The sequence below is a fragment of the Luteimicrobium sp. DT211 genome (assembly GCF_049844995.1).
Classification (GTDB): domain Bacteria; phylum Actinomycetota; class Actinomycetes; order Actinomycetales; family Cellulomonadaceae; genus Luteimicrobium.
This window is the reverse complement of the sequence record NZ_JBNCMC010000002.1, coordinates 381,276-394,777: the sequence shown is the minus strand read 5'-3', so window position 1 is coordinate 394,777 and position 13,502 is coordinate 381,276. Positions and strand designations below refer to the sequence as shown.

Here is a 13,502-nt window from a genome sequence, read left to right as displayed (position 1 = left end):
ACACGTGTTCGTAGAGGGGCCAGCCAGCGGTGATCGCACACCTGACCGGGACCGTGGCGGGGATCCGCCTCGACTCCGCCGTCCTCGACGTCCACGGCGTCGGCTACCTCGTGCACGCGACGCCCGCCACGCTCGGCACCCTGCGCCACGGCGCGACGGTCACGCTCTTCACGTCGCTCGTCGTGCGCGAGGACGCCATGACGGTGTTCGGGTTCGCCGACGACGACGAGCGCGCCGTGTTCGAGACCGTGCAGTCGGTCTCGGGCGTGGGGCCGCGGCTGGCCCTCGCGATGCTCGCGGTGCACAGCCCCGAGGCGCTGCGCGTCGCCGTCGCGGGGGAGGACCTCAAGGCCCTGGAGCGGGTGCCCGGCATCGGCCGGAAGTCCGCGCAGCGCATCGTCCTCGAGCTCAGCGGCAAGCTCGGCGCACCCGTCGGGTCGGGAGCGGCCGGGGCGCCCACCCTGGCGGCCGGGACCGCGGACGCGCGCCGGGACGAGGTCGTCGCCGCGCTCGTCGGCCTCGGCTGGACCCAGAAGGTCGCCGAGGAGGCGGTCGACGCCGTCACGGCGGACGCGGACGGCCCGGCCGCCGGCGCGAGCCCGTCCGAGCAGGTCGCCGCGACGCTCCGGGCGGCCCTGAGGCTCCTCGGGGGCCGGCGTGGCTGAGCTCGCCCCCGACGACGAGCGTGACCTCGGCTCCGAGCGGCTCGTCACCTCCTCCGCCGACGACGTCGAGCGCGCCGCCGAGGCCGCGCTGCGCCCGCGACGGCTCGACGAGTTCGTGGGCCAGCGGGTCGTCCGGGAGCAGCTCTCGCTCGTGCTCGAGGCGGCGACGTCGCGAGGCGCGCCGCCCGACCACGTCCTCCTGTCCGGGCCGCCCGGACTGGGCAAGACCACCCTCGCGATGATCGTCGCTGCCGAGCTCGGCTCCTCGCTGCGCGTGACGAGCGGCCCCGCGATCCAGCACGCCGGGGACCTGGCCGCCGTCCTCAGCTCGCTCGAGGAGGGGGAGGTCCTGTTCCTCGACGAGATCCACCGCCTGGCGCGGCCCGCGGAGGAGCTCCTCTACGTCGCGATGGAGGACTTCCGCGTCGACGTCATCGTCGGGAAGGGCGCCGGCGCGAGCGCGATCCCCCTGGCGCTGCCGCCGTTCACGGTCGTGGGCGCGACGACCCGTGCCGGGCTGCTGCCCGCGCCGCTGCGCGACCGGTTCGGCTTCACGGGCCACCTCGACTACTACGACGCGACCGAGCTGGAGAAGGTCCTGCACCGCTCGGCCCGGCTGCTCGACGTCCCGCTGGCCACGGACGCCGCCGCCGAGATCGCACGCCGCTCCCGCGGCACGCCGCGCATCGCCAACCGGCTGCTGCGGCGGGTGCGGGACTGGGCCCAGGTGCGCGGGGACGGCGTCCTCGACCTGGCCGCCGCGCGGGCGGCCCTCGAGGTGTACGAGGTCGACCCGGTCGGGCTCGACCGGCTCGACCGCGCCGTGCTCGAGGCACTGTGCCGCCGGTTCGGGGGAGGGCCGGTCGGGCTCACCACCCTGGCGATGACCGTCGGCGAGGAGGCGGAGACCGTCGAGACCGTCGCGGAGCCGTACCTCGTGCGCGAGGGCTACATCGCGCGCACGCCTCGCGGCAGGGTCGCGACGCCCGCGGCGTGGCAGCATCTCGGCCTCGAACCACCGGCGGACCAGGCCGCCCTTTTCAGGGCCTAGACTGAGGCGGACCTGTCGGCGCAGACGCGTGCCGGCGTCGACCGCGCTGCGGCGCGCCTCCCGGGGCGACGACCGCGCCGGACGGCCCGAGCGCGTGGGGGCGTCTGGCCAGCCCAGCCAAAGACTGTCGTGCGGCGAGAGCCGCACGCGCGCGAGGAGCAACCACCCATGCAGCACATCCAGGCAGCGACCGAGGCCGCAGGCAGCAGCAGCGGCGGCGGGAGCAACTACACGTTCCTGATCATCCTCCTCGTGCTGCTCGTCGGCCTGTTCCTGCTCTCGCGGCGCACGCAGAAGAAGCAGAAGGACGCCCAGTCGTTCCGCTCGAACCTCACCCCGGGCCAGGACGTCATGACGGCGTCGGGCATGCTCGGGCGCATCGTCGAGGTCGACGGCGACGAGATCACCATCGAGTCGACGCCCGGGACCCGCTCGCGCTGGGTCCGCGCCGCGATCGCGAAGGTCGTCGAGCCGACGGCCGCGACCGACGCCCCCGCGGTGACCGCGGGGTCGGACGCCACGGACGACGACGTGCTCGAGGTGCCGGACGACCTCTCCGGCCTGACCGGCGACGGCTCGCTGGGCGACGACACCCACCGTCCGGACGACTCGGGCAAGGGCGACGGGTCCAAGTAGCCCGGCCCGGAGCACCACCGGACCGCGCCCACGCGCCGTCCCGCTCGACTCCCCGCCATCGACGTCGCCCCGGCGGCGCGCACGAGAAGAGACACACCGTTGGCCACCACCAACCACGCGAAGTCCCACCCGGGCCGCATCCTGCTGATCCTGCTGATCCTCACCGCGGCGCTGTTCGGCACGATCGGAGTCGGCGCCGCGGTCTCGAACGCGTCGTGGACGCCGAAGCTGGCGCTCGACCTCGAGGGCGGCACGCAGCTCATCCTCAAGCCGTCCACGACGGACGGCTCGAAGGTCACGCCCGAGGCGATGGACCAGGCGATCGACGTCATCCGTCAGCGCGTCGACTCGTCCGGCGTGTCCGAGGCGCAGATCAGCAAGCAGGGCACCAAGCAGATCGTGGTCGCGCTGCCGGGCAACCCGTCGCAGGACACGATCGACCTCGTGAGCAAGTCCGCGCAGATGCGGATCCGGCCCGTGCTCGTGATCGGCAGCCCGCTCACGGCGGCGCAGCAGACGGCGGCGGCCTCGACCCCGACGAGCGCCCCGGCGGCGACCAGCACCCCGACCCCGACGTCCACGTCGAAGGACGCGTCCAAGTCGACGCCCACCCCGACGAACAAGAACTCGGCGTACGAGAGCACTCCGACGTCGCACGCCGAGAACGCGGCGTACGTGAAGAAGAGCGCGACGGTCGTGAACGCGGCCGCGACGCCGACGCCGACGCCGAGCGCGGCGTCCGACGGCTCGAGCTCCGACTCGCTCAGCGGCGGTGACGGGCCGAGCTCGCTGTCCCAGATCACGCCCGCGATCCAGAAGCAGTACGACGACCTCGACTGCACCGACGGGAAGAACCTCAAGGGTGGCGGCGGGGACGCGGCTGACAAGCCCCTCGTCACGTGCTCGCAGGACGGAACCGCGAAGTACATCCTGGGCCCGGTCGAGATCGAGGGCACCGAGATCAAGAGCGCGACGTCGGGCCTCGAGACGTCGTCGCAGGGCGTCACCACGAACAACTGGGTCGTCAACATCAAGTTCACGTCCGACGGCGCCAAGAAGCAGACCGCGATGACCAAGCGGCTCGCGCAGCTGGACCAGGCGGGCCAAGCGCCGCGCAACCAGTTCGGCATGGTGCTCGACGGCCTCGTGATCGAGGCGCCCAGCGTCGACTCCCAGTACGCGAGCACCGGCATCACGGGCGACTCGTCGCAGATCTCCGGCAGCTTCACGCGCCAGAGCGCCGCGACGCTCGCCAACCAGCTCAACTTCGGTGCGCTGCCGCTGACGTTCGAGGTGCAGAGCCAGCAGCAGATCTCCGCGACGCTCGGCTCCGAGCAGCTCCAGAAGGGCCTGCTCGCCGGGCTCATCGGCCTGCTGCTCGTCGTCGTCTACTCGATGTTCCAGTACCGCCTGCTCGGGCTGCTCACCATCGCGTCCCTCGTCGTCGCCGGCATCCTGACGTACGGCGTGATCACGCTGCTGTCCTGGCGGATGGGCTACCGGCTCTCGCTGCCGGGCGTCGCCGGCCTGATCGTGGCGATCGGCTTCACAGCCGACTCGTTCATCGTCTACTTCGAACGCATCCGAGACGAGCTCCGCGACGGCAGACCGCTCGTCGGCGCCGTCGAGCGGGGCTGGGAGCGTGCGCGCCGCACGGTCCTCGCGGCCAAGACCGTGAACCTGATCTCGGCGATCGTGCTCTACTACGTCGCCGTCGGCGGCGTCCAGGGCTTCGCCTTCACGCTCGGCCTGACGACGATCATCGACGTCATCGTGGTGTTCTGGTTCACGCACCCGATGATGGAGCTGATCGCCCGCGTGCCGTACTTCCGGGACGGCCACCGCGGCTCGGGCCTGTCGCCCGAGACGTACCAGGTACAGCGGGGCGTCCGCTACAAGGGGGCCGGCAAGTTCGAGACCCCCGGGGTCCCGGAGGCCGCCGCCGCGCCGCCGCCGGAGTCCGGCGCCGACGTCGGGGACGAGCCCGACGAGACCGCGCTCGTGCCCGCCGGGCCCGAGCGCAGCGCGCGGGCCGACCAGGCCCGTCCGGCCGGTGCCGCGCCCGCGACCACGCCCGACGGCCGCAGGATGACCATCGCGGAACGGCGCGCCGCCGAGCGCGCGGCCGCGGCCGGCGCCGACGCACCCACGCAGGACTCGACCACAGAGGAGAACCGCTGATGGCCGCGGGGAGCTTCGCCCAGTGGGGCAACGACCTGTACACCGGTCGCCGCTCGTACAAGATCGTCCAGCGCCGCGCCCTGTGGTTCTGGATCACCGGCGCCCTCGTGGCGCTGTCGATCCTGGTGCTCGGGACCAAGGGCTTCAACCTCGGCATCGACTTCGAGGGCGGGTCCGAGTTCACCGTCACGAACATCCAGGACCAGTCGCAGGACAAGGCCGTCCAGGCCGTGCAGTCGGTCGCGCCGTCCGAGCAGCCCGAGGTCGTGAACCTCGGCAGCAACGGCCTGCAGGTCCGCACCGGCACGCTGAGCAAGGACGAGACCGACCAGGTCAAGACGGCCCTCGCGAAGACCTTCGACGTCGACGCCTCGAAGGACGTCGGGGCCGAGTTCATCGGCCCCACCTGGGGCTCGGACGTCTCCAAGAAGGCCATCGAGGGCGTCATCGCGTTCGTCCTGCTCGTCGCCGCCTTCATGGCGATCTACTTCCGCAACTGGCGCATGTCGCTCGCGGCCGTCATCGCGCTCATGGCCGACCTCGTGATCTCGAGCGGCGTCTACGCCGTCGTCGGGTGGGAGGTCACGCCGTCCACGGTGATCGGCTTCCTCACGATCCTCGGCTACTCGCTGTACGACAAGGTCGTGGTCTTCGACAAGGTCCGTGAGAACACCGCGGGCATCGTCGACCAGACACGGTCGACGTACGCGGAGCGGGCGAACCTCGCGGTGAACCAGACGCTCGTCCGGTCGATCAACACCGGCGTCGTGGCGCTCCTCCCCGTCGGCGGCATCCTCTTCGTCGGAGGCTTCCTCCTCGGCGCCGGGACGCTGCGCGACATCGCGCTGTCCCTGTTCGTGGGCATCGCCGTCGGCACGATCTCCTCGATCTTCCTCGCGACGCCGCTCGAGGTGACGCTGCGCGAGCGGGAGCCCGGGATCAAGGCGAACACGGCCAAGGTCCTGGCCGCCCGGGAGCAGGCCGCCGAGCGGGGCGAGGACCCCGGTCTCGTGACGACCGTCGGCTCGGCGCAGCTCCAGCCGGGCGCGCACCAGGGCATCAAGGCGCAGCCGCGCCGCAAGCGCTGATGGCGGGGGAGCCGCTGGGCATCGACGCGCTGGGCGCGCTGGTGCGGCCCGTGCCCGACTATCCGACGGCCGGCGTGGTGTTCCGCGACATCACGCCGCTGCTCGCGGACGGGCCCGCGTTCAACGGCGCCGTCGCGGCCCTGGCGGACCTCGTCGCGCACCACGGACCTGTCGACACGGTCACCGGGATGGAGGCGCGGGGCTTCATTCTCGGCGCCGCCCTCGCCGTCCGGCTGGGCGTGGGCTTCGTGCCCCTGCGCAAGGCGGGCAAGCTGCCGCCGCCCGTCGAGTCGGTCACGTACGACCTCGAGTACGGGTCGGCCACCCTCGAGGTCCGCACGGGAACAGTGACCCCCGGGTCGCGCGTTCTCATCGTCGACGACGTGCTCGCCACCGGCGGGACGGCCGCGGCGGCGGTCAGGCTGGTGGAAGCGTGCGGCGGGGACGTCGTCGGCGCCGCGTTCCTCCTCGAGCTCGACGGGCTCGGGGGCCGCGACGCACTGTCGGGCCTGGTCGTGGACTCGCTGCTCACGGCCGGGTCGTAGGATTGGTGGACCCTGCCGGGCGCTGACCGCGCCGGCCGGGTGAGCGGACCGGGAGGTTCCGGAGCGGACGGGAGGCGCGCATGAGCAGCACGAGCCCCGACACGCGCGGTGCGCAGGCACCCGAGGAGTCGACGGGAGCCCGCGTCCGGTCCCGCCTCGTCCGGTTCGGCTCGCGCGGAGGCGGCGGCGTCCCCGCGCTGGAGCCGCTGCTGCAGTCCGTCCGCACCAACCACCCGCGCGCCGACGTCGGCGTGATCGAGCGCGCGTACCGGACGGCCGAGAAGGCCCACCGCGGGCAGTTCCGCAAGAGCGGTGACCCGTACATCACGCACCCCGTCGCGGTCGCGACGATCCTCGCCGAGCTCGGCATGACGCCGTCGACGCTCGCCGCGGCGCTGCTGCACGACACGGTCGAGGACACCGACTACTCGCTCGAGCAGCTCCGGGCGGACTACGGCGACGAGATCACGATGCTCGTCGACGGCGTCACCAAGCTCGACAAGGTGACCTACGGGGACGCCGCGCAGGCCGAGACCGTCCGCAAGATGATCGTCGCGATGGCGCGCGACATCCGCGTCCTCGTCATCAAGCTCGCCGACCGCCTGCACAACGCGCGCACGTGGAAGTTCGTGCCGTCGTCGTCGGCGGAGCGCAAGGCGCGCGAGACGCTCGAGATCTACGCCCCGCTGGCGCACCGGCTGGGCATGAACACGATCAAGTGGGAGCTCGAGGACCTGTCGTTCTCGACGCTGTACCCCAAGGTGTACGAGGAGATCGTGCACCTGGTGGCGGAGCGGGCGCCCGCGCGCGAGGAGTACCTGGGCGTGGTCCGCGAGCAGATCAGCTCGGACCTGCGCAGCGCGAAGATCAAGGCGACCGTCACCGGCCGGCCCAAGCACTACTACTCGATCTACCAGAAGATGATCGTGCGCGGCCACGACTTCGCGGACATCTACGACCTCGTCGGCACGCGTGTCCTGGTCGAGACGGTGCGCGACTGCTACGCGGCGCTCGGCGCCCTGCACGCGCGGTGGAACCCGGTCCCCGGCCGGTTCAAGGACTACATCGCGATGCCGAAGTTCAACATGTACCAGTCGCTCCACACGACGGTCATCGGCCCGGGCGGCAAGCCCGTCGAGATCCAGATCCGCACGCACGAGATGCACCGGCGGGCCGAGTACGGCGTCGCGGCGCACTGGAAGTACAAGGAGATGGGCAAGGGGCCGGACGGCGGCAAGGCCGGCTCCGACAACACCGACATGCAGTGGCTCCGGCAGCTCGTCGACTGGCAGAAGGAGACGGCGGACCCCACGGAGTTCCTGGACTCGCTGCGGTTCGAGATCGCCGGGTCGGAGGTCTACGTCTTCACGCCCAAGGGCGAGGTGCAGGCGCTCCCGTCGGGGTCGACGCCGGTCGACTTCGCCTACTCCGTGCACACCGAGGTCGGGCACCGCACCATGGGCGCGCGCGTCAACGGGCGCCTCGTCCCGCTCGACTCGCAGCTCGACAACGGCGACGTGGTCGAGGTGCTGACGTCCAAGGCCGAGGGCGCCGGGCCGAGCCGCGACTGGCTCGCGTTCGTCAAGAGCCCCCGCGCCCGGAACAAGATCCGGCAGTGGTTCTCCAAGGAGCGCCGCGAGGAGGCAGTCGAGCACGGCAAGGACGCGATCGCCAAGGCGATGCGCAAGCAGAACCTCCCGATCCAGCGCCTGCTCTCGCACGAGTCGCTCGTCGTGCTGGCCTCCGAGATGCGTTACCCCGACGTGTCGGCGCTCTACGCGGCGGTGGGCGAGGGGCAGGTCGCCGCGGCCACGGTCGTGAAGCGCCTGGTCCACGCGCTCGGCGGCGAGGACGCCACGACCGAGGACGTCGCCGAGGCCGCCCTGCCCGGGCACACCGCCCGACGCGTGCGCACCGGGGACCCGGGCGTGGTGGTCAAGGGCGTCGAGGACGTGTGGGTCAAGCTCGCGAAGTGCTGCACCCCCGTCCCCGGCGACGACATCGTCGGGTTCATCACGCGCGGGCAGGGCGTGAGCGTCCACCGCACCGACTGCGCGAACGTCGGCAGCCTGCGGTCCCAGCCCGAGCGCATGGTCGACGTCGGCTGGACGACCGGGTCCAACACGCTGTTCCTCGTCCAGATCCAGGTCGAGGCGCTCGACCGGTCGCGGCTCCTGTCGGACGTGACGCGCGTGCTGTCGGACAACCACGTCAACATCCTGTCCGCCACCGTGTCGACGTCGAACGACCGTGTGGCGCTGTCGCGCTTCGTGTTCGAGATGGCCGAGCCCGCGCACCTCGCCACGGTGCTGGCCGCGGTCCGCAAGGTCGACGGCGTGTTCGACGTCTACCGCATCACCGGCGCCCGCGCGGAGCAGACGCCCCAGCTGCCGGTCTGACCTGCGACGGCCGGCCTGCGGCCGCCGTCGGCGTGGTCTGACGCTCGAACGCGTCGAGCGTCGCGCGGATCTGGTTGCGCCCGTGCCAGCGTGGCCGACGCTCGAGGCTCAGGCGCGCCGCCCGGACGTCGAAGCCGACCGTGGCGAGGCGGCCGAGCCAGGCGAGGGCGAGCGCCTGGTCCGCGTCCCGCGCGACGTCGAGGCCGGTGCGCTGGACCGACGTGACGCTCACCCCGCCGACGTCCACGACCTCGCCCGCGAGGAGCGTCGCCTGGACGACCCGGACCGCCGGGTCCGGCCAGGGCCGGTGCCGACGCGCCTTGTGCACGGCGGTGACCCGGCGCGGTGCGGGCCCGCCGCAGTGCACCCAGGCGGCGGCCGTCCCTCCGACGGCGACCTGCCCGCGGAGGACCGTCGCGAACGCCCGGGCGCGGACCTCGGGCCCGACGGGGATGGTGGCGCGGCACGCGACCTGGTTCCAGAGCGGCACCAGCGCGCCGTCGCGGCACAGCGCGCGCCAGGGCACGACGCCGCCGACGTCGTCGGGGGAGAGCAGGTCGGGAAGCACGGGTCCAGCCTCGCCGACTCCGCCCGTCCCGCGCGGATCCCGAGGCGGGGCTGTGGACGACGGTCCGGCGTCCCGTCGACCTTCGATGCCTCGCAGCGCGGGCTTGACGCGCCGCGGCCCGTGCCGCGGCGCGCCGGCAGCGTCAGCCTCGCGCGTCCTCGGCGGCGCGCGAGACCTGCTCCAGCCACGCGCGACGCGCCTCGAGGGCGGCGCCGAGCTCGGACGCCTTGCGGGCGTCGCCCGCGGCCTCCGCGTCGGCGAGGTCGGCCTCGAGGCCCGCGATCGCCGACTCGAGCTGGCTCAGGGCGCCCTCGGCCCGGGCGCGCGTCTCGGGGTTGGAGCGGCGCCACTCGTTGTCCTCGGCGGCACGGACCGCGTTCTCGACGGCGCGGAGCCGGCCCTCGACGCGCTGGACGTCCGCCCGCGGCACCTTGCCCGCCGCCTCCCAGCGGTCCTGGATGTCGCGGAGCGCGCTCTTGGCGCGCCCGAGGTCCGTCACCGGGACCAGCGCTTCGGCCTCCGTCAGGATCTGCTCCTTGACCTCGAGGTTGGCCGCGTACTCCGCGTCGACGACGGCGTTCGCCTCGTCGCGCGCGTGGAAGAACGTGTCCTGCGCGGTGCGGAACCGGGCCCACAGCGCGTCGTCGTCCTTGCGGTTGGCGCGGCCCGCGGCCTTCCAGCGGGCCATGAGGTCCCGGTACTCCGCGGCGGTCGCACCCCAGTCGGTGCTGGACGAGAGCCGCTCCGCCTCGGCGACGATGGCCTCCTTGGAGGCGCGGGCCCCGGCGTTGCGCTGCTCGAGCTCGGCGAAGAAGTGCCGCCGGGCCCGGTCGAACGCCGTGCGCGCGTGGCTGAAGCGCTTCCAGAGGGCGTCCTCGGTGGGCCGGTCGAGGCGAGGGCCGTCGTGCTGGGCCCGCTTCCACGAGTCGAGGAGCGTCCGCAGCTCCTCGCCGGCGGACTTCCACTGCACGCGCGCGGGGTCGGTCGCGGCGAGCGCCTCGGCCCGCTCGACGATCTCCGTCCGCGCCTGGAGCGCCTCCTCCTTGGCGGCGGCACGCTCGGCCTCCATGCGGGTGCGGTGCTCCTCCGCGACGGTGCGGGCGGACTCGAGGCGCGTGCGCAGCGCGTCGAGGTCGCCGACGGCGGCGGGCTCGGCGAGCTCCTCGGTCAGCCGGGTCAGCGTCGTGTCGATCTCGCGGACGGACAGGTCCGTCTGGTTGAGCCGCGCCTCGAACAGCGACACCTTGGCCTGGAGATCGAGGTACCGCCGCACGTACAGCGACAGGGCCTGCTCGTCCGGCACGCCGGGGAACTGCCCGACGACGCGCTCGCCGGACGCCTCGCGGACGTAGACGTTGCCCTCCGCGTCGACCCGGCCGAAGGCCGAGGCCTCCGCGACGGCCTTCGCGTCGTCGGGCACGGGGATGGGTGCGACGTCGTGCGTGGTCGGGGCCGGCGCGGGCGACGGCGCAGCACCCGCGGGGGGTGCGGGCCGTGGCGCCGGCCGGGGCACGGGGCGCGGCGTGGGACGCGGTGCGGGCGGGGTGCTCGGGGGCGTCTCGCTCACGACTCAACTCCTTCGATGGTGACACGACGTGCGGCGACGGAGCCGACCCGCGTCAACGACCGTCCGGCCGGTGCCGGACCAGGGACCCGACCACGCCGGCCGAGGGGCTGAGGCGTAGTCGTCTGCCAGTCTAGGCAGCCGCAAGGCTGTCGACCCGGGCTATTTCGGGTCGCGGGGCGGTTCATCTCATTACGATCCGGTCACGCTCGCCGGTCGGACGAGGCACGGGGAACGCGCGACGATCTGGAAAGATCGACGCATGGCCCGCCCCACACCCCTCTCAGGCTTCCCCGAATGGCTCCCGGACGGTCGCGTCGTCGAGCAGCACGTCCTCGACTCGCTCCGGCGCACCTTCGAGCTCCACGGGTTCGCGGGGATCGAGACGCGGGCGGTCGAGCCGCTCGACCAGCTGCTCCGCAAGGGCGAGACCTCCAAGGAGGTCTACGTGCTCCGCCGGCTGCAGGAGGAGGGCGCCGCCGAGGAAGCCCAGGGCCGCGGCGACCGGGCGGAGAAGCAGCTCGGGCTGCACTTCGACCTGACCGTGCCCTTCGCGCGCTACGTGCTCGAGAACGCCGGCCACCTGGCCTTCCCGTTCAAGCGCTACCAGATCCAGAAGGTCTGGCGCGGCGAGCGCCCGCAGGAGGGCCGGTTCCGCGAGTTCGTCCAGGCCGACATCGACGTTGTCGGCGCGGGCGACCTGCCGTACCACTACGAGGTCGAGCTGCCGCTCGTGATGGCCGAGGCGCTGGGCGAGCTGCGGTCCGTCGGCGTGCCGCCGGTCCGGATCCTCGTCAACAACCGCAAGGTCGCCGAGGGCTTCTACCGCGGCCTCGGGCTCGACGACGTCGAGGCCGTGCTCCGCAGCATCGACAAGCTCGACAAGGTCGGCCCCGACGAGGTCGCGCGGCTCCTCGTCGCCGAGGCGGGCGCCACGCCCGAGCAGGCCGCCGCGTGCCTCGAGCTCGCGTCGATCTCGGGCGAGGACGTGGGCGTCGTCGAGCGCGTGCGGTCGCTGGCTGCGACCCACGGCGCGTCCACCGAGCTCCTCGAGACCGGCCTCGAGGAGCTGGGCGCGCTCGTCGCCGCCGCGGCGGAGCGGGCGCCGGGCGTCGTCGTCGCCGACCTGAAGATCGCGCGCGGGCTCGACTACTACACGGGCTCGGTCTACGAGACCGTGCTCGTCGGCCACGAGCACCTCGGCTCCATCTGCTCGGGCGGCCGCTACGACACGCTCGCGTCCGACGGCGCGAACACCTACCCGGGCGTCGGGCTCTCGATCGGCGTCTCGCGGCTCGTCTCGCGGCTGCTGTCCGCGGGGCTGGTCCGGGCGACCCGGGCCGTGCCGTCGGCGGTGCTCGTCGCGGTGACCGACGAGGCGACGCGCAGCGACTCCGACCGGGTGGCGACGGGGCTGCGCTCCCGCGGGATCCCGACGGACGTCGCGCCGACGGCCGCCAAGTTCGGCAAGCAGATCCGCTTCGCCGACCGCCGGGGCATCCCGTTCGTGTGGTTCCCGGCGGGCGTGACGGCGGACGGTACGCCGACGACGCACCAGGTCAAGGACATCCGGTCGGGCGACCAGGTCGAGGCCGACCCGGCGACCTGGGAGCCGCCGGCGGCCGACCGGCGGGCGACGGCCGTGGCGGGGGAGAGGGAGGGCTGACGCTCCCCGGCGTGTCGCGCGCTTGACCCTCGTTCGAACACGTGTTCGAATCGAGTCATGCGATGGGACGGCCAAGCTCTCGATGCCGACGACGGCGCCCTGCCCGGGCTGCAGCGCGCGGGCTTCGTGCGCACGGTCCGGACCCCGGAGTTCGCGGGGACGGCGTTCCACGAGGTGCTGTGCAAGAGCGCGCTCTCGCACGTCCCCGCCGCGTCGCACGTGCCGTTCCGCTGGACCATCAACCCGGTGCGCGGATGTGGCCATCGCTGCACCTTCTGCTTTGCGCGTGGCACGCACCGCTACCTCGACCTCAACACGGGGGAGGACTTCGACTCCCAGCTCGTGGTCAAGGTCAACCTCGTCGAGGTCCTGCGGGCGGAGCTCGCGCGGCCGTCGTGGAAGCGCGAGCACGTCGCGCTCGGCACCAACACGGACCCGTACCAGCGCGCCGAGGGCCGGTACCGGTTCATGCCGGGCGTGATCGACGCGCTCGCGTCGTCCGGGACGCCGTTCTCGATCCTCACCAAGGGCACGCTGCTCAGGCGCGACATCGGCCTGCTCCAGGAGGCGGCGGAGCACGTCCCGGTCAGCGTCGGCGTGTCGCTCACGACGCTCGACGACGCGCTCCACCGCGCCGTCGAGCCGGGCGCCCCGACGCCGCGCGCCCGGCTGGACCTCGTCCGGGCGGTGCGCGAGGCGGGCCTCTCGTGCCACGTCATGGTCGCCCCCGTGCTGCCGTGGCTGACCGACTCCACGGAGCACCTCGACGCGATCCTGCGGGAGATCGCCGACGCGGGCGCCGAGCGGGCCACGGTCTTCGCGCTGCACCTCCGGTCAGGCGCGCGCGAGTGGTACCTGCAGTGGCTCGCGGAGTACCGGTCCGATCTCGTCGCCGGCTATCGGCGGGTGTACGGGGACCGGGCGTACGCGTCCCAGGAGTACCAGCGCTGGCTGTCCGACCGCGTGCGCCCGCTGATGCACGCCCACCGCCTCGACGGGGGCTGGGACCGGGACCAGCGGTGGGGCGTGCGCGCGGCCGCGGCGCACGACGTCGGGCAGGCGGCGGCTCCGGTCCGCACACCGGCGCAGCCGGCGCTGTTCTGAGTTGGATGCACCGCCATGGCGGCGCGGCCCGCGAC

The 13,502-nt window shown here is 73.2% G+C and carries 11 protein-coding genes; 9 read left to right on the top strand and 2 right to left on the bottom strand.

Going from position 1 to position 13,502, the window contains the following annotated elements:
* The first annotated feature begins 29 nt into the window (after positions 1 to 29).
* The 7 genes from ruvA (at position 30) to ACLQ14_RS05930 (ending at position 8,565) form a co-directional block, all read left to right on the top strand.
* Positions 30 to 665, top strand: a complete 636-nt coding sequence (gene ruvA, locus ACLQ14_RS05960; protein ID WP_425810897.1) for a Holliday junction branch migration protein RuvA — start codon at positions 30 to 32, stop codon at positions 663 to 665.
* Positions 658 to 1,716 (top strand): Holliday junction branch migration DNA helicase RuvB, encoded by a 1,059-nt coding sequence (ruvB, locus tag ACLQ14_RS05955; protein ID WP_425810895.1) that lies wholly within the window; start codon positions 658 to 660, stop codon positions 1,714 to 1,716. Before ruvA ends, ruvB begins: the two co-directional genes overlap by 8 nt.
* A gap of 168 nt (positions 1,717 to 1,884) precedes the next feature.
* Complete coding sequence (yajC, locus tag ACLQ14_RS05950) at positions 1,885 to 2,352, top strand: preprotein translocase subunit YajC (protein WP_425810892.1); 468 nt, start codon at positions 1,885 to 1,887, stop codon at positions 2,350 to 2,352.
* 99 nt (positions 2,353 to 2,451) lie between these two features.
* Complete coding sequence (gene secD, locus ACLQ14_RS05945) at positions 2,452 to 4,533, top strand: protein translocase subunit SecD (RefSeq protein ID WP_425810890.1); 2,082 nt, start codon at positions 2,452 to 2,454, stop codon at positions 4,531 to 4,533.
* The gene (secF, locus tag ACLQ14_RS05940) at positions 4,533 to 5,621 is read left to right on the top strand and encodes a protein translocase subunit SecF (protein ID WP_425810888.1); all 1,089 of its coding nucleotides are present in this window, start codon (positions 4,533 to 4,535) and stop codon (positions 5,619 to 5,621) included. Before secD ends, secF begins: the two co-directional genes overlap by 1 nt.
* Complete coding sequence (locus tag ACLQ14_RS05935; RefSeq protein WP_425810886.1) at positions 5,621 to 6,166, top strand: adenine phosphoribosyltransferase; 546 nt, start codon at positions 5,621 to 5,623, stop codon at positions 6,164 to 6,166. Before secF ends, ACLQ14_RS05935 begins: the two co-directional genes overlap by 1 nt.
* Positions 6,167 to 6,246: 80 nt before the next feature.
* Positions 6,247 to 8,565, top strand: coding sequence for a RelA/SpoT family protein (locus tag ACLQ14_RS05930; protein WP_425810884.1), 2,319 nt, complete (start codon positions 6,247 to 6,249; stop codon positions 8,563 to 8,565).
* Here the strand turns inward: ACLQ14_RS05930 and ACLQ14_RS05925 are convergent.
* Both ACLQ14_RS05925 and ACLQ14_RS05920 read right to left on the bottom strand, forming a co-directional pair.
* Complete coding sequence (locus tag ACLQ14_RS05925) at positions 8,522 to 9,133, bottom strand: hypothetical protein (RefSeq protein ID WP_425810882.1); 612 nt, start codon at positions 9,131 to 9,133, stop codon at positions 8,522 to 8,524. The genes ACLQ14_RS05930 and ACLQ14_RS05925 overlap by 44 nt on opposite strands.
* Positions 9,134 to 9,275: 142 nt before the next feature.
* Positions 9,276 to 10,700: a DUF349 domain-containing protein gene (locus ACLQ14_RS05920; protein WP_425810881.1), complete on the bottom strand. Its 1,425-nt coding sequence runs from the start codon at positions 10,698 to 10,700 to the stop codon at positions 9,276 to 9,278.
* Between the two features lie 259 nt (positions 10,701 to 10,959).
* On the opposite strand from ACLQ14_RS05920, the gene hisS reads away from it, so the two are divergent.
* Both hisS and ACLQ14_RS05910 read left to right on the top strand, forming a co-directional pair.
* Positions 10,960 to 12,363, top strand: a complete 1,404-nt coding sequence (gene hisS / locus ACLQ14_RS05915; RefSeq protein WP_425810879.1) for a histidine--tRNA ligase — start codon at positions 10,960 to 10,962, stop codon at positions 12,361 to 12,363.
* A 57-nt stretch (positions 12,364 to 12,420) separates the two neighbouring features.
* Positions 12,421 to 13,467, top strand: coding sequence for an Rv2578c family radical SAM protein (locus ACLQ14_RS05910; protein ID WP_425810877.1), 1,047 nt, complete (start codon positions 12,421 to 12,423; stop codon positions 13,465 to 13,467).
* Positions 13,468 to 13,502: the final 35 nt, after the last annotated feature.